The sequence below is a fragment of the Nonomuraea zeae genome (genome assembly GCF_005889725.1).
GTDB lineage: Bacteria > Actinomycetota > Actinomycetes > Streptosporangiales > Streptosporangiaceae > Nonomuraea > Nonomuraea zeae.
This window is the reverse complement of sequence record NZ_VCKX01000004.1, coordinates 38,497-53,692: the sequence shown is the minus strand read 5'-3', so window position 1 is coordinate 53,692 and position 15,196 is coordinate 38,497. Positions and strand designations below refer to the sequence as shown.

Genomic DNA, 15,196 nt, shown 5'->3' with positions numbered 1-15,196 from the left:
ATAAGATCCACATTGGGCACTGGGCCAGCGGGCCAGCACGCGGACGCGTCGGGTGGCGTCCTCGATGACGGCCAGGAGTCTGGCCGGCAGGTGCGGGAGGCTCAGCCGCGACGGTCGTGGATGACGTGGACTTCATCGCACCGTCTTTGGACGGGCAGAGCGCATCCGTCCGACTGGTCGCACCGGCAGATGGCTGGACGGTAGAACCAGAACCCTTCGCGCTGCGCCCGGGGGTCCTCTATCACGCGTTCGGCTACCAGGGGCGGGGCCCCAGCCAAGCCACCACCAACCACGTCAGCTTCTCCGCCACCAGCGTGGCAAAGCTCAAGCCGGGGTCGGTGCTGGTCCAGCGGTACGACGAGAAGCTGTCGCCGCCCGGTTTGGCCGACGTCACGATCACACGGGAAGAGTTCGACCGCCAAGGCCAGGATCCGGCCAGCTGCCAGTGACCATTACCGGACTGCGTTCGACACCGAGATCCGCCGAGCGGTGAACGGATGGGGGCATTCCCGAACAAAGCAGGCCACGCTCAAGTGGGTCTATCTGGCGATCATGACCCCGGACCATGTGGGGCTCAACAACCCGCGGTGGTCACCGGCCAGGGGTCACGGTCGCGCCCGGCAGTGACTCCCGCTGAGCCTCCCGCGTGCCGACGACGGCGTTGAGCCCGCCGTTGAAGATCTGCGCGACCGCGTGACCGGAGACGGACGGCTTCGAGGTCTCGCCCTCGACCCTGATCAGCATCCTGGTGGGGGTGCAGAACAGGCTGACCTTGCCCTCGCTGGAACTGCCCACCTCCGGTTCCTCGGGTCCGGAGAATCCGTCTTCCCGCGTGGGGTCCCCTCCATCGGACTTCGTCAGGTCGGTGTACGTGCTCCAGCCGGGGCCGGTCAGACCGCACAGGCCCGAGGAGTTGATCCAGGCGGTCAGGTCGACGGAGCCGACCTTGATCTGCGCCAGCGCCCGCTCCGCCTGCCTGGGCAGCTCGCGATGGCCGGTACGCACGGTAAGCGCGGCCAGTTTGGCCAGCGGCCATTGCGCCGGATCCTTGAGCAGCGGGTCCTTGACCGACGGGCCCTCAGCCGGCCCGGAACACCCGCCAAGGGCTGACGCCATCACAAACGCGGCCACAGCCGACGTCAGACGCCTGATCATCATGGCTCCTATCGAAACAGCACGCAACGACTAGCGGCAACTACTGGCATCGGGCCGTTCCGGACGCCCCGGCGCTGCGGCCGAGCTCGCCATCGCCATCGACATCGACCGGTCCACACTTGACATGATCGTCGATGCCTGGCCGGGGGAGCGGCCCTGGAACGGGCGGGCAGATGCCCGCCCGCAGGGGACAGAAGGTGATCACCATTTCTCCCACTCGCTGGTCTCGAAGCACTTGTGCGCCCACCACGTGAGCTTCGCCGGGCCGGTCCAGCCCAGGTAGGGGCCGTGCCCTTGCAGGCACCGCATCTTCTTGATCGTCGTCGGCTCCCATCTGCCGTGCGAGCAGGCGGGGATCAGCTTCTTGACGATCCGCTTGCCGCACAGCCACCGGACGCTGGGGCGAGGCGCGGCCGTGACCGCCTGGGCGGTGGCGGGAACGGCCGCGGTCATGGCGGTCGTGGTGGCGGGGACGGCCATGGCCGCGCTCGGCGCCGTACCTGCCAAAGCCAGCGAGAACGCGCTCGCCGCGGCCAGGCTCCCCAGCTTCGCTGCCATCTTCATCCTGCTGTCCTTTCTCGTTGTGCATGTCGTGGTGTGAGAAAGGTAGGCCGCTGATGTTGAGCCTCTGTTGAGGGCGCGTTGAGCGGACAAGCGCCTCAGGACACAGCACATGTCCCATTGCTGCTCGCCTGCCGGGCCGGCGACGGGTTACCGTTGCGCCCGTCACCCCTGGTAGTGGCAGGTGGCGATCGTGTCGCGATGGTCGTCGAGAGCGGCCAGGTCGGGGCGGTCGAGGGTCGCCTGGGTGCCGGCCCATTTGCTGTTGTCGGCTTTGTAGGCGGCGATGACGTCACTGGCCGTGGTGCCGGTCATGGTCGCGACGTGCTCTGCCACGTCGAGTGAGAGGCCTTCGGTACGGGCGAGGAACCCGATCGCCTCGGTGAGGTCGTCGCGGTCCTCGCGGAGGAGACGCTGTTCGATCCAGCAGGTGAATCCGCTGCCGAAGCGGGTCACCGGTGCAGCTCATCCGGCATGGATGACATCATGACTCCTCCGTGGGCCGATATGTCCGATAAATAGCTATTCTCTGACGCTGGTTGATGAAGGAACGTGACGTGGACGAACAACATTGGCTGACAGAGCGGTTCGACGAGCATCGCTCGCATCTGCGCGCGGTGGCGTTCCGGATGCTCGGATCGGTGAGCGAGGCCGACGACGCGCTGCAGGACGCCTGGCTGCGGGCCAGCCGCGCCGATGTCGGTCAGGTGCAGAACATCGCCGGATGGCTGACCACGGTGGTGGCCCGGGTGTGCCTGAACATGTTGCGTTCGCGCGGTAATCGCCACGAGGAGCCGCTGGACATCCAGGCAGCCGATCCGCTGTTGGGCCCCGCGTCCATCGGCAATCCCGAGCAAGAGGTGGTGATGGCCGATTCGGTGGGGGTGGCGCTGCTGGTGGTGCTCGACACCCTGAGCCCGGCCGAGCGGCTCGCCTTCGTGTTGCGTGATCTGTTCGCCGTGCCGTTCGAGGAGATCGCCCCCATGCTGGAGCGGTCGCCGGAGGCGACCCGGCAACTGGCCAGCCGTGCCCGCCGCCGCGTCAAGGGGGCCGAACCCGCGCCGCACGTCGATTCGAGCCAGCAGCGGGAGATCGTCGAAGCCTTCCTGTCCGCCACGCGCGGCCAGGATTTCCGCGCTCTGATCACGCTGCTCCACCCCGAGGTCGTGCTCCGGGCGGACAAGGCCGTCATGCTGACCGCCGAGCCCGTCGTGGTCCGTCACGCCGAGCCCGTCGCCAAGGGCGCGATGGCCGCCATGCAGCGGGCCCAGTTCGCCGGGGTCGCCCTCATCGACGGCGCCGCCGGCCTCGTGATGGCTGTCCGCGGCCGGCTGCGGGTGGTCCTGTCGTTCACCGTCGCCGACGGCCTCATCACCGCCATCGACGTCATCGCGGAAGCCGACCGTCTCGATCGACTCAATCTGGCAGTCCTCGACTGACAGGCGCCGGGGAGGTGCATCGCCGGGATTCACCTCCCCGGTCGCGCGCTCCTCGCCTGTGACGCACGTCACCTTCGCCGGTCACATCGCCGTACGAGCCGGGGTCAAGGCAGCGACGGACTCACCGTTCACGCCGCTGCGGCCCCGGCCCAGCGTCGCCGATGCAAGGAGCGCCCCACATGGTTCACGTCATCGTCACCGTTCTCGCCGCCGCCTGGGTGGCCTTCTCCGCCTACGCCATCCTCACCCGCGCCGCGTGGGTGGTCGAGCCGCTGGCCTCGTACGGTGTCCCGAGCTCCTGGTGGCCCTGGCTCGGCGCCGCCAAGGCCGCGGGGGCAGCGGGTCTGCTGGCCGGTCTGTTCGTGCCCGTGATCGGCATCCTGGCCGGAATCGGCCTGGTGCTGTACTTCGTCGGAGCCGTCGTCACGGTGCTCCGCGCCCGCTCGTACGCGACCGTCGCCTACCCCATCCTGTACCTCGTGCCCGTTGTCGCCGCCCTCGCGCTGGGAGTCGCCGCCTGACAGGGCGACGCCCGCACGGGCCGCTGATCCGACGAGGGCAAGGAGTGCATCATGACCATCCTCCACACGGTGGGAGCATCGGTCGGCTGCGTCCTGGCCCTCGTGCCGGCCCTGTTGCCCGCTGCCGGGCCCACCCGGAGGTGGCCGCACGTCGTCATGGCGCTCGGTATGGCGGCCGGGCATCTGGGCGGGTGGTTTCTCATGGCCGGGTGCTCGCGCTGCTGGCCGCCGGCTGGCTGTGCGGCTCCCCGTCCCGCCGCGCGGAAAGCGGTCATCACATCCAGGACTTCGCGGTCATGTCCATCCTCTTGGTGCTGACGGCGTTCGGCAGAACTCCTCTCGGCGGCACTCCCGCCGGCCACGCGCACGCGGGCGGTTCGCCGGCGACGGTGGGCCTGGTCATCGGGCTGGTCCGGGCCTGCGCCCGGCTCATCCGCGTCCTGCCCTAGCGGAGCGGGAAGCGAAGGGCGATCGGCCGGGATCTGTGCTCGGCCGGAATGGCGGCCAGCATGGCGTTCATGGCCGCGTTGCCGTCGTGACGGGTCGAAGCCGGCGTCAGTGGCCGTCCGGCTCAGTGCGGAGCAGCCCGTCGGCTCTCGGCACATACGATCATTGACTCATGGTGAACTCTTGACTACCGTGAGTGTTTAACATGACTCAAAGCTTTTCGAGGGGTGAAGCTCATGCTCAGACGAGTCGAATCCGACCGGTGGCAGGAAGCGCTCGACGTCAATCCCCTCTACAACGGGCTGGTGCCGAAAGGCGGCGTGCCGCGGTTCAAGATGCCGTCCGGTCCGATGAATCCCAGCGCGGCCCAGGCGCTCATCCGCGACGAGCTCCTTCTCGACGGGAACGCCCGGCTCAACCTGGCCACCTTCTGCACGACCTGGATGGAGCCCCAGGCCCGCGAGCTCATCGCCGAAACCCTCGACCGCAACATCGTCGACCATGACCAGTACCCGCGGACGGCCGACATCGAGGCGCGCTGCGTCAACATGCTCGATCATCTGTGGGGCGACCCCAACGGCTCCAGCGTCGGCTGCTCCACGGGCGGCTCCAGCGAGGCGGCCATGCTCGGTGCGCTGGCGATGAAGTTCCAGTGGCGCGAGCGGCGCCGGGCCGCCGGGCTGTCCACCGACAACCCCAACCTCGTGATGGGCACCGCCGTCCACACCTGCTGGCCGAAGTTCTGCCAGTACTGGGACGTGGAGCCGCGCTGGATCCCGATCGAGGAGCCGGCCTTCACCCTCAACCCGGCCCGGCTCGGCGAGTTCTGTGACGAGAACACCATCGGGGTCATCGGGGTGCTCGGCTCCACGCAATGCGGCAAATACGACCCGATCGAGCAGATGTCGGCCGAGCTGGACCGGCTGGAGGCCGAGCGCGGGCTGAACATACCGCTGCACGTGGACGCGGCCGTGGGCGGCTTCATCACCCCGTTCCTGGAGCCCGACAGGGTGTGGGACTTCCGGCTGCCCCGGGTGCAGTCGATCAACACCTCGGGGCACAAGTTCGGCCTGGTGTACCCCGGCGTCGGGTGGATCGTCTGGCAGGAGCCGGACGCGCTGCCGCGGGACCTGGTGCTCTCCTGCGACCTGCTCGGCGGCAACATAGACACCTTCACCCTCAACTTCTCCCGCTCCGGCGCCCCCGTCGTCGCGCAGTACTACAACTTCCTGCGGCTCGGCTTCGACGGCTACCAGGCCGTCCAGCAGACCTGCCGGGACGTGGCGACCTACCTCGGTGAGGAGATCGCGAAGCTCCCCGAGCTCTCGATCATCGCCGACGGCTCCGAGCTGCCGGTGCTCGCCGTGCGCACCGCCCCCGGTTACGACGGGTTCACCGTCTTCGACCTGGCCGACCGGCTGAAGATGCACGGCTGGCAGGCCCCTACCTACTACCTGCCGCCCAACCTGGAACACATAGCCGTCATCCGCTTCGTCATCCGCAACGGCTTCAGCCAGGACATCGCCGCCAAACTGCTGGCTGACGTGCGTACCGAGGTCGAGTATCTGCGTGACCATCAGCTCCCGCGCCACCAGGCGGCGGCCGAGCTGCCCAGCGTTACGGCGGGATGATGACGTCGCGGGGCATTCCCGGCGGCCGAGCCGCTTGACCTGCCCGCCCGACCGCCCAAGGCGGCCGAGCTGCTTGGCCTGGCCGCCCGAGTGGCGGCGGGATTCACGGCTGGGCCAGGCATTTGGCATCGGCGATTCCCACGGAGAGCTCCTTGCCGGATCTGCCGTGCACGCTGATGGAGCTGGTGTCGCCGGAGTAGGCCACCTCGGCTGCTGCGTCGCAGATCTTCTGCGCGGAGCTCGACTCGTCGTCGCCGAGGGTGGTCTCGATCGACACCAGCGTGCACTGGCCCAGCATGGTGACCGATCGGATTCCGGGCTGCCGCACGTGCTGCTCGACCTTGTCGGCGGTCTCGCCGCAGGATCCCTCGGCGGGTGCCGCGGCGGTGCTCTGACCGTCCCCGGGCGGTGGGCTCTGTGCGGGCGAGCCGGATCCGGCCTGGCCGCAGCCGGCCGAGATCACGAGGACGATGGCCAGCAGGGCGTTCCTGGAGATGGTCGCCATCAGGCGGTCACCGACAGGGTCCAGCCCTGCTTGCAACTGGAGCTGAAGGCCTCGTGGTCGCAGCCTTCGACGATGAACCGGTAGCCGCTGGTGGTGCTCACGCGGATGCGCATCCGGCCGCTGGTGCCTCCGCCGACGTCGCGCTGTGTTCCGCCTCTGTCGGCGGCGCTGGTCCAGCGGACGAGGAAGCGGTCGTAGGAGCGGGGGGCGGTCGTGTTCCAGTCGACGTAGGCGTATCCGCCGATCGACCAGGCCGACACCACCAGCTTGGGCCCCTGCCGGGGTGACCAGGTCATCTGCCCGCGAAGGAAGCTCTGCCTGCGTCCGGCCCAGACGCCGTCCAGGTAGACGTCCACCTCGGAGGTGCGCGGGCAGCCCAGCGCGCTGTTCTCACCGCCGAGCGCGGTCCACCGCGCGCCGATCAGGCCGTACGGCTGGATGCCGCAGGCGCTCGTTGCGGCGGCCACTGGGGTGCGGGCATGGGCGGGGACTCCGGCGCACAGCGTCGCGGCCAGCGCGAGCGCGGCACCGGCCGATAGCGTGCGGGATAAGGTCACTGCGGTGGATGTGCGGCTGGTGCCGGCAGTTGCCATGGTGCGATCGTCTCGATTCTGGTGGCGTGCTGAGGTTTCGTCGGGGCGTCCCAAACGCGCGGCATCCTGCGGTCGCGCTGTCCGGGCGTACTCGATCAGGGTGCGGTTTCCGCGGTGACCAGCCAGATCCCGGCCGGGAAGCGGTAGCCGGCGCCGGGCTCGCGGAACCGTTCGAAGAGCCGGGCGACCGCCGCGCGGGCCGCGGCCCGGTCCGGTGCCGGGCCGGCGCGGTAGGCCGGGCCGGCCGGGCCCATCTCGATGAGCCACTCCGCCACCGGCTCGCCTTCGTCCGGGGCGTCCAGGGTGACGTCGTACGGCTGGACCGTGACGGCGTCGAAGCCGGCGGCGGTCAGGATGCGCCGCACCCTGCCCGGGTCGGCGAACGCGAACGGGCCCGGCTCGTCGCCCATCGGCACCGGCGGCAGCGGCCCGACATGGGGCGCGGCGCCGAGCGTGGCCGCGAACATCCACGGGTTGGCGCCCCCGTCACGGAAGACGGTGGCGGCCAGGCGGCCTCCCCGGCGTAGCGAGCGCCGGATCGTCGTGCACCCGGCAACCGGGTCGGCCTGCAACATCAGCGCCATGCGGGAGAACACCGCGTCGTACGGCGCGCCCGGCACATCGCGGACCGTCTCGATGTCCGCCGTGACGAACCGCAGCCCGGGATGGCGTTCGCGGGGGAAGCGCCTCCTGGCGGCGGCCACCATGGGATCGGACAGATCCACCCCCACCGCTTCGCCGCCCGGCCCGGCCGCCGCCGCCAGCTCGGCCGTGGTGCCGCCGCAGCCGCAGCCCACGTCCAGGATCCGCTCGCCGGGCTGCGGCCGCAGCCACTCCATCGCCGCCGCGCCCAGGGGCCGGCCGGCCTTGTCCTGCCGGTCGGCATGACGGATCCAGCCGGGTGCGGCCTGGGCCCAGAACTCGTGGTTGCGGGCCCGCAGGGCGTCGGTGCCGGGCATCAGAACGGCATCTCGGCGCCATCGACGGTCACCGAACGGAAACCGGCGGCCTTGCCGGGATCGAAGCCCGCGTCCTGGGCGGCCAGGCCGGCCGCGCGGATCAGCCGCTGGGACTGGAACAGGCGGAACGCCTCCTCGCTCTCCCAGACGTTGATGATCCGCCAGCCGCCCTCGACCGGACCGGCGACGTGGGCGAGCAGGCCGGGGGGACGATCCGGGCCCAGGTGCTTCTCCACCTGCCGGTACTCCTCCTCGCTGACCTCGGGCATCTCCTGGAGCACTCCGAACGGCACCGCACCCACCCCTTGATTTAGATAGAGTGAACCTCTATCTAATAGAGCACTACACTACGAGCATGGCTGTCAAGAGGCGATACCAGTCGGCACGCAGGCAGGATCAGGCCCGCCAGACCCGCCGGGCGATCCTGGAGGCCGCCGGCAGGCTGTTCGTCGACCCTGGTTACGCCGCCACGCCGCTGACCGCCGTCGCCGCCGAAGCCGGGGTCGCGGTCCAAACCGTGTACGCGGCGTTCGGCAGCAAGCGCCAGCTGCTGTCCGAGCTGGTCGATGTCACCATCGCGGGCGACGACGACCCGCGCGGCCTGCCTGAGCGCGCCTTCGTCGCCGAGATCCGCGCCCTGGCCGACCCGCGCGCCATGCTCGACCGCTACGCCCGCCATCTCACCGAGACCCACGCCCGGCAGGTGGACGTGATGCTCGCACTGGCCGGCGCCGCGAGCGCCGACTCCGACGCCGCCGCCATCTGGCACAAGAACCTGCAAGACCGCCGGCGCGGCATGGTCATGCTCGCCACCGACCTCGCCGCCACCGGCCACCTGCGCCCCGACCACGATGTCGAGACCGCCGCGGACGTCCTCTGGCTGGCCATGGACGTCCGCAACTACGACTGGCTCGTACGCCAGCGCGGCTGGTCGCCGGAGCGATACCAGCGCTGGTATGCCGTCACCGTGGCCGCCGCGATCCTCGACAGCGCGACCTGAAGGGGACTCTGCCGAAGGATCCTTCCTGGCCGATCACCTCCACCAGGTGAAAATTTCACGCTAGAGAAAGTTTTACATGGCGGGTATCCAGCCATGTGGGCCGCATCCAAACGTTTGCGGGCCGAGCTTTCGCGGATGGCGGTTGTTTGACAGGAAGATGCCGAACTCTTGATGCTTATGGGAGCGCTCCCAAGTCTTTTGTCGGTAATTCAGGACAATAGACCCGATGTGACAACTCAACGCAAGCAGCCTGATGTGCCGGCCTGCGCCGCCGAGGCCGGCCGGCGCGTCGGCTCCCAGCAGCAATGGCGGATTCGCTTGGACAGGAAGGACGTTTTCGTGGGCACGCTGCACAAACAGCAGGATCTGTTCCTGGCCTTCTATCGTTTCGTGATCGGCCTATTGTTCGCCTGTCACGGCGTGGCGACCCTTTTCGACGTGCTGGGCGGTTCCCAGGGGCCGGCGCCGAGCTTCGGGCAATGGCCCGGGTGGTGGGCCGCGGTCATCGAGCTGGTCGCCGGCGTCCTCGTCATCCTCGGAGTGGCCACCCGGCCCGCCGCCGTCATCTGCTCGGGCACCATGGCGTACGCCTACTTCGTCGTTCACCAACCCCAAGCGCTGTTCCCGATCGAGAACGGCGGCGAGAAGGCCGCCCTCTTCTGCTGGGCCTTCCTGCTCATCGCCGTCCTCGGCCCCGGCCGCTGGGCCCTGTCCACGCGGCTGGCACCCCCGCGGACCCTCACGCACGAGGAAGCCTGAGAGACGCCGGGCGCCGGCGCACATCGGGTGCGCCGGCGCCGGTGCCCAGGGTGGGCCGTCGCTACCGGTGGTCGCCGGGCCGGTCGACGACCGTGGCCGACATCTGAGCGGTCCACACCAGAGGAATGCCCGCCTTGACGGTATGGGCGGTGCCGCCGGGAAGGTCGAAGGTCCGATCGGCGACGCTCTCGCCGTACGTCCCCAGGAACCGGTAGTCCTGCGCGCTCACAATGATCTCGGAGCGCTCATAGGCTCCCGTGTAGACGAACGCGACCCCGTGGCGCCCGGCCGCGTCGATCGCGTCCGGCTTGACCACGACTCCCTGGATCATCGGCAGCGCCCGGAACAACGCCGCCCGCACCTCGGCGACCAGCGGCTGGCCGCCCAGCAACGCGGAGATCGTCAGGAAGATCCGCTCCTGCCTCGTCACATGGCCCTCGTCGAACTCGGATGGGGGAGTCGCGTCGACGCTCGCCCCGATCCTGGCGATCATCTCCTCGGGGGTGACCGGCGCCTGGGCCAGGTCCGTGCTCGTGAGGCCGGGGCCGGTCGGGTGGATGACGAGCTTGCCGCGTCCGTCGTCCAGCGCGCTCTGCTTGCCGTCCAGGCTGTGCCAGGTCTCGAGGGTGACCCGCCGGGCGCGATCCACCTCGGGCTCCGGCTCCTGGCGGAGCGGAGCGATCGTGCTTTTCACGTACAGCCATCGGCCCGGAGACGGCGTGATCTTGTACGGGTCGGCCTCGGCGCTTCTGGCCGCCTTGTCGCCGAGCTCCCGTACGCTCGCGACCGGAACGACGGCGGGTTGTTCACCGCCGCGTGCCACGAGGACGCCCGCGCCGATCGCCAGCGCGAGCGACGCGGCCAGCCCCAGCCGCCAGGCCAGGCGCGGCCGGCGCCGTCTCGGCAACGGCGACGGCGACGTGGCGACCGGCTCGTGCATGGCCTGCAGCAGCCTGGTGCGTGCCGCTTCCCTCGCCTCATCGGTGATCACCGGGGTGGCCTGGAGGAACCGTCCGAACTCATCCATCATGCGTCCTCTCTCGTCTGATAAACGGTGCCGAGGGCCGCCCGCGCCTGCTTGCGGGCGCGGTGCAGGCGCGAGCGCACGGTCCCTATCGGGATGCCGAGCGCCTCGGCCACCTCCTCGTAGGCCAGCTCTCCCAACGCCACCAGCAGCAGCACGTCGCGATCAGCGCTGGACAGGAGCGTCAGCGCCCCCGCGAGCCGGCGATCCTCCTTCTGCGCGGCGACCCGCCCGATCACGGCATCGGCCATCGGCTCCGGTTGCGGCTCGGCACCAGTACGCGACAACGCCCGCAGGAACCGCTCCTCATCACGCCGTTGCCTGGCGATGAGGTTGGTCGCGATGCCGTACAGCCACGGCCTGGCCAGCGGCTGGGCGTGGTCGTAGGAGGCGCGGCAGCGGAAGGCGGTCAGAAACGTCTCCGCCGCGATGTCATCGGCGACCTGCACGCCGAGCCGCCGCGCCGCATAGCGGTGAATCTGCTCGATGTAGCGGTTGAAGACTCCGGCGAACTGCTCCGGATCGTCGATTGACCGGCGGATGAGCTCGGCGTCGTCCGCCTCGATCATCTCCGCCGGTGGGGTTCGGGTCATACCTGCTGTTTCCCGATGGGACGAATCGAGTTCTCGACGGTCACGAGCCCGGGTCACCACCGACCCTACTGGTGACCCGGGCCGCCCGTGTCCCGCGATCCGGCAACGTTGAAAGCGGGTGAATGACCTCCTCGCCCACCCCTTTTGAAATTTTCAGCGGATATCACCCGCAGGGGCAGGCGATCCGGCGGCCTGGCCATCGTCACTCACGCCGCCGCGCCGGCAATCCATGCCAGAACGGGAACCGCGTTCTACCAGGGCAAAACGTTGAACTCGGAGGAATTTCGCTGCGCCGGCGCCCCGATGAGGCCGGAGAACCTCAGGTTCGGCACGAAGCAGGAAGCTGACAGCGGAATTGACAAGCTTCGGTGGCGTCATATTTGCTCTGGGGCATCACCGCTATCCATCAATGGCGCCCGCGAAGAAATGATTCCATTGAATGTTAGCGCTAACAACTACGGTCCGCATCTCCAGTGAGGCGAAACCGCCGGCCGGGCGCGAGAGCGACCGTGCGGCGCCGACCGGCGGCATCGCCAGCACCAGCTGGGCGCCCCCCAAGGAGAATCCAATGACAGCAGTCACCACGACGGCGCCACGACGGCGCACCCGAATCGTCGCCGCGCTCGCCGCCCTGATGGCCGGCGCCGGGGCCGGCGTCGTGCTCGGCACGTCCCCGGCCCACGCCGCCTGCGGGGACGGCACCTTCCAGTCCCAGGTGACGGTCAGCGGCAGCACCTGGACCGCCCGCAACAGCGCCGGCAGCAGCGTCTACACCGGCACCGACTTCCGGGCGGCGGTCCAGGCCGGCATCGGCAGTCTCACGGCCGGGCGCACCTCGATCCAGCGGGTCGTCGTGCGCGGCAACGGCACGATGAGCGCCGGCACCCGGATCTCGCTGCCGAGCTACACCTCCGTGTCGGTCTGCGGCACGATCAACGTGACCGGCTCCGGCTCCGGCGACTACGCGCCGATCTATTCGCGCGGCACCACGAACATCGAGGTCCCGTACCTCAACGTCACCGGTACCCCGATCTACGGCATCTTCCTGCGCAACGTCACGAACGTCTGGCTCGGCCAGATCGACATGCGGCTCGGCGCCGGCCTCGGCGTGCGCATCGACAACCGCGGCGACACCAGCCAGTGGACCCGCAACGTACGGGTCGACAACGTGTACGTACAAGGAGCCAGCTCGCACGCGATGGAGACCTACGGAGTCGACGGTCTCACCGTCGGCACCGTGACGGCACGCAGCGTCGGCGAGTCCGGTCTGCTGCTCAACCAGACCATCAACGCGACGGTCGGCACCGTCGACGCCGACAACGCCGGCGCCGGCACCGGGTACGCGGCCTTCCGCATGGCCAACCGCAACGGCCGGATCGGCAGCGCGTACCCGAACAACATCCGGGTCGGCACGGTCAAAGCGCGCGGCGGCGGCCGGGGCGTGTTCTGCGTCTCGGAAAGTGGCGGCGCCACCATCGACCGGGTCGACATCGCCAATACCGGCAACAACTCGGTGCTGGTGGAGAACTGCTACAACGTCGTCATCGCCGGCGTGTCGGGCACGATCAGCGGCGGTGGCGAGGTGCGCATCGCGGCCCGTACCGAGTTCGCTCCGTCGTCGGGCATCAGATTCCAGAACCTGACGGTCACCAACACCAACATCAGGTGGAGCCCCTGCACCGGCAGCAACAACACGATCAGCAACGTGACCCGCGTCAACTCGACGCTGACCTGGTGCTGACCCAGCCGCGCCCGCAGCCCGCCGTCCGCTGCGGGCGCGGCCCTTCGCCATCGAGGAGAAACCCATGCGTAAGGTCCTCCTGCCGATCGTCTCCGCCCTGGTGACAGCCTTGTCGCTGGTCGCCCCGAGCCCCGCCGCGGCCACGGTGGCCGGTGCGAGCGGATGCACCACCCGGGTTGCCGGCGCGGCCGCCGCCGCGGCAACGACCACCGTCTGGATGGCCGGCGACTCGACCATGGCCAACCCCAGTGCCGCCTGCCCCGTGGGCTGGGCCACCGAATTCGACTCGCTGTTCCACAGCAACATCGTGGTCAACAACCTCGCCGTCGCCGGGCGCAGCATCCAGACCTGGCTCTACGAGGGCAACGTGACCTCCACGATCGGCTCGAACGGCGAGTGCGTCCTCAGCTCCACGAGCTACTCGTCCCGATGGCAGCAGCTGCTCACCGACATGAAGGCCGGTGACTACCTGTTCATCCAGTTCGGCATCAACGACGGCTCGACGACCTGCCCGCGCCACGTCGGCACCGCGCGCTACCAGGCGCTGATGACGATGATGGCGCAGGCGGCGCAGGCCCGCGGCGCCCATCCGGTCCTGCTCACCGCCGTCGCGGCCATCACCTGCTCGGGCAGCACCGCGGTCAGGAATCGCGGCTTCGTCCCCCAGACCACCGCAGCCGGCGCCGCCACCGGCTCACCGGTCATCGACCTGCAGACCCTCAGCGTCGATTACTACAACTCCCTGGGCCTTTGCCCCAACAACGGCGACTACACCTCCGGGCTGGTCGGGCAGTTCTTCTGCAACGACCACACCCACTTCGAGGCGTACGGCGCCCGGCGGATCGCCCGGCTGGTCACCGGCGCCCTGCGGACGCAGAACATCCCGCTCGCCGGATCCCTGCTGTAGCCCCTGCCGGCGCCTCGCCGCTCACCCGGCGAGGAAGGGGCGTGGCAGTCTGGAAATGTGACACTTGAGGGGTCCCGGCAGGAGGTCCTCGAAGCGGTCAGGACGCGCCTGCTACGTCCGGGCGCTGTGACGGAGGGGTTCTCCGCCGTCGATGTCGTGGCGGAGGCCGACGGCCGGCCGGTGTGCTCGGTCGACGAGTGGGTCTTGGACGTCGGCTCCTTCCTCATGGAAGAGCTCGACACCGGGCTGGTTCGTCGCGGCCGCCGGACGGTCCGGGAGGGCCACGTCCTGCTCGACAATCGCGATGCTCCGGACATCTGGCCCGCCGAGTACTTCATCAGTCCGGTCCCCATCGACGACGACCTCGCGCCGTCGTCGGCGTCCCCGCCCGAGTCCGGCTCCTGGCTGGCCGGGGCGGGGCTGGATGTCGGCGTTCCCCGGCAGCTGATCGCCGAGGCCAGGCTGGCGTGCTGGTTTCAGGCCTACGTCAACAACGACCGCGGGGAGCCTTTCGTCGGTCATGCGGCCGGGTCCTGGGAGGACGGGCGGCGTACCGTCGCCCGTCTCGACGTGGTGCACCTCCGGCCCGGTGTCCCGTCAGAGGTGGGCGAGGCGCTGGCGCGTCCGGCGGTCTGCGAGGTCGCCGAGGCCGGGGCCCTCGGCGTGGTCACCGCGATCGACGCTCCCGAGCTCCGGGGCCTGGGGTTCCGGCCCGCGGATGGTGGCGGCCTCACCCTGCACACCAGGATCGGTGCTTGATCCAGGTGTGCCGGTCGTGGCCGTGGCGTTGGCCGTGGCCCCGCAGCTCCTGCCTCGGCTGAGCGCCATCGCCAGGCAGGTGGTGACCGACCACCGCGGGGTCATGAGCAGCATCGGCCGCCTGCTCGAACACCTGCTGAGGTCACCGCGAGCCAGAAGGATCGACCGGGTGTCCGGCTGCCTGCACGACAAATGGCGTGAAGCGCGCCGGCTGAGCGACGGGACCTTCGATCCCCGGATCAAGAAGACCACCGACCAGGCCTGGGCCAGAAGGCATGGCACGGACGAGGTGGACATCGCCAACACGCGCTACGACGACCTGCCCGTCGACTGGCAGAAGGACAACCGGGAATCGGCGACGGTGGCGGTCAGGGTGATCGACGCCGCCCGCAGGAACGGGGCGGATCTTCGCCATGAAGACTTCATGGAAGACGCCGGCGAGCAGGTGCACGACGAGTGGCTGCGGCGGAACAAGGACTGGGCCCCTCCGGAGCAGAGCCTGAAATATGCCGACCTGTCGGAAGCGGAGAAGGAGAAGGACCGGGTCGTCGTCCGCGAGGCGTTGAACGTACTCCACTCGAAGTAAGGGGACGTTCAGCGAG

20 protein-coding genes are annotated in these 15,196 nt (G+C 69.4%); 11 read left to right on the top strand and 9 right to left on the bottom strand.

Translation table 11 applies throughout. The annotated features are described in order from the left end of the window. Positions 1-125: 125 nt before the first annotated feature. The gene (locus tag ETD85_RS02295; protein WP_138687893.1) at positions 126-449 is read left to right on the top strand and encodes a hypothetical protein; all 324 of its coding nucleotides are present in this window, start codon (positions 126-128) and stop codon (positions 447-449) included. A 142-nt stretch (positions 450-591) separates the two neighbouring features. Here ETD85_RS02295 and ETD85_RS02290 read toward each other — a convergent pair whose 3' ends face one another. The 3 genes from ETD85_RS02290 to ETD85_RS02280 form a co-directional block, all read right to left on the bottom strand. Then, the gene (locus tag ETD85_RS02290) at positions 592-1,158 is read right to left on the bottom strand and encodes a hypothetical protein (protein ID WP_138687892.1); all 567 of its coding nucleotides are present in this window, start codon (positions 1,156-1,158) and stop codon (positions 592-594) included. A 198-nt stretch (positions 1,159-1,356) separates the two neighbouring features. Then, positions 1,357-1,719, bottom strand: coding sequence for a hypothetical protein (locus ETD85_RS02285; protein WP_138687891.1), 363 nt, complete (start codon positions 1,717-1,719; stop codon positions 1,357-1,359). 162 nt (positions 1,720-1,881) lie between these two features. After that, the gene (locus ETD85_RS02280; RefSeq protein WP_138687890.1) at positions 1,882-2,172 is read right to left on the bottom strand and encodes a hypothetical protein; all 291 of its coding nucleotides are present in this window, start codon (positions 2,170-2,172) and stop codon (positions 1,882-1,884) included. Between the two features lie 101 nt (positions 2,173-2,273). Here ETD85_RS02280 and ETD85_RS02275 point away from each other — a divergent pair, with 101 nt between their 5' ends. From ETD85_RS02275 to gad, 4 genes are all read left to right on the top strand, one after another. Further along, positions 2,274-3,155, top strand: a complete 882-nt coding sequence (locus tag ETD85_RS02275; RefSeq protein ID WP_138687947.1) for a sigma-70 family RNA polymerase sigma factor — start codon at positions 2,274-2,276, stop codon at positions 3,153-3,155. Between the two features lie 179 nt (positions 3,156-3,334). Next, positions 3,335-3,676, top strand: coding sequence for a DoxX family protein (locus tag ETD85_RS02270; RefSeq protein ID WP_138687889.1), 342 nt, complete (start codon positions 3,335-3,337; stop codon positions 3,674-3,676). A 209-nt stretch (positions 3,677-3,885) separates the two neighbouring features. Further along, complete coding sequence (locus ETD85_RS02265; RefSeq protein ID WP_138687888.1) at positions 3,886-4,125, top strand: hypothetical protein; 240 nt, start codon at positions 3,886-3,888, stop codon at positions 4,123-4,125. Positions 4,126-4,359: 234 nt separating this feature from the next. After that, entirely contained in the window at positions 4,360-5,754 is a 1,395-nt protein-coding gene (gene gad / locus ETD85_RS02260; protein ID WP_138687887.1) for a glutamate decarboxylase, read from the top strand. A 103-nt stretch (positions 5,755-5,857) separates the two neighbouring features. On the opposite strand, the gene ETD85_RS02255 is transcribed toward gad, so the two are convergent. The 4 genes from ETD85_RS02255 to ETD85_RS02240 form a co-directional block, all read right to left on the bottom strand. Beyond that, a complete protein-coding gene (locus ETD85_RS02255; RefSeq protein ID WP_138687886.1) occupies positions 5,858-6,259 on the bottom strand; it encodes a hypothetical protein in 402 nt (133 codons plus the stop codon). Further along, positions 6,259-6,816: an LGFP repeat-containing protein gene (locus ETD85_RS02250; RefSeq protein WP_138687885.1), complete on the bottom strand. Its 558-nt coding sequence runs from the start codon at positions 6,814-6,816 to the stop codon at positions 6,259-6,261. Before ETD85_RS02250 ends, ETD85_RS02255 begins: the two co-directional genes overlap by 1 nt. Before the next feature lie 131 nt (positions 6,817-6,947). Next, positions 6,948-7,811, bottom strand: coding sequence for a class I SAM-dependent methyltransferase (locus ETD85_RS02245; protein WP_138687884.1), 864 nt, complete (start codon positions 7,809-7,811; stop codon positions 6,948-6,950). Further along, on the bottom strand, positions 7,811-8,104 hold the full coding sequence (locus ETD85_RS02240) for a hypothetical protein (RefSeq protein WP_138687883.1): 294 nt from the start codon (positions 8,102-8,104) through the stop codon (positions 7,811-7,813). Before ETD85_RS02240 ends, ETD85_RS02245 begins: the two co-directional genes overlap by 1 nt. 62 nt (positions 8,105-8,166) lie before the next feature. Between ETD85_RS02240 and ETD85_RS02235 the strand changes: the two genes are divergently transcribed. Both ETD85_RS02235 and ETD85_RS02230 read left to right on the top strand, forming a co-directional pair. Further along, on the top strand, positions 8,167-8,811 hold the full coding sequence (locus ETD85_RS02235) for a TetR/AcrR family transcriptional regulator (protein ID WP_138687882.1): 645 nt from the start codon (positions 8,167-8,169) through the stop codon (positions 8,809-8,811). A 339-nt stretch (positions 8,812-9,150) separates the two neighbouring features. Next, the gene (locus tag ETD85_RS02230) at positions 9,151-9,570 is read left to right on the top strand and encodes a DoxX family protein (protein WP_138687881.1); all 420 of its coding nucleotides are present in this window, start codon (positions 9,151-9,153) and stop codon (positions 9,568-9,570) included. Between the two features lie 61 nt (positions 9,571-9,631). Here the strand turns inward: ETD85_RS02230 and ETD85_RS02225 are convergent, their stop codons facing one another. After that, positions 9,632-10,600: a CU044_5270 family protein gene (locus ETD85_RS02225; protein WP_138687880.1), complete on the bottom strand. Its 969-nt coding sequence runs from the start codon at positions 10,598-10,600 to the stop codon at positions 9,632-9,634. Continuing rightward, positions 10,597-11,187, bottom strand: coding sequence for an RNA polymerase sigma factor (locus ETD85_RS02220; protein ID WP_138687879.1), 591 nt, complete (start codon positions 11,185-11,187; stop codon positions 10,597-10,599). The genes ETD85_RS02225 and ETD85_RS02220 overlap by 4 nt, the downstream gene beginning before the upstream one ends. Before the next feature lie 568 nt (positions 11,188-11,755). On the opposite strand from ETD85_RS02220, the gene ETD85_RS02215 reads away from it, so the two are divergent. The 4 genes from ETD85_RS02215 to ETD85_RS02200 all read left to right on the top strand — a co-directional run bounded on the left by ETD85_RS02215 (position 11,756) and on the right by ETD85_RS02200 (position 15,180). Next, on the top strand, positions 11,756-12,928 hold the full coding sequence (locus tag ETD85_RS02215) for a hypothetical protein (protein WP_240778811.1): 1,173 nt from the start codon (positions 11,756-11,758) through the stop codon (positions 12,926-12,928). A gap of 64 nt (positions 12,929-12,992) precedes the next feature. Continuing rightward, complete coding sequence (locus tag ETD85_RS64410) at positions 12,993-13,835, top strand: SGNH/GDSL hydrolase family protein (protein ID WP_138687878.1); 843 nt, start codon at positions 12,993-12,995, stop codon at positions 13,833-13,835. A gap of 57 nt (positions 13,836-13,892) precedes the next feature. Beyond that, a complete protein-coding gene (locus tag ETD85_RS02205) occupies positions 13,893-14,594 on the top strand; it encodes a hypothetical protein (RefSeq protein ID WP_240778809.1) in 702 nt (233 codons plus the stop codon). Beyond that, on the top strand, positions 14,587-15,180 hold the full coding sequence (locus ETD85_RS02200; protein ID WP_170246464.1) for a hypothetical protein: 594 nt from the start codon (positions 14,587-14,589) through the stop codon (positions 15,178-15,180). Before ETD85_RS02205 ends, ETD85_RS02200 begins: the two co-directional genes overlap by 8 nt. Positions 15,181-15,196 lie beyond the last annotated feature (16 nt).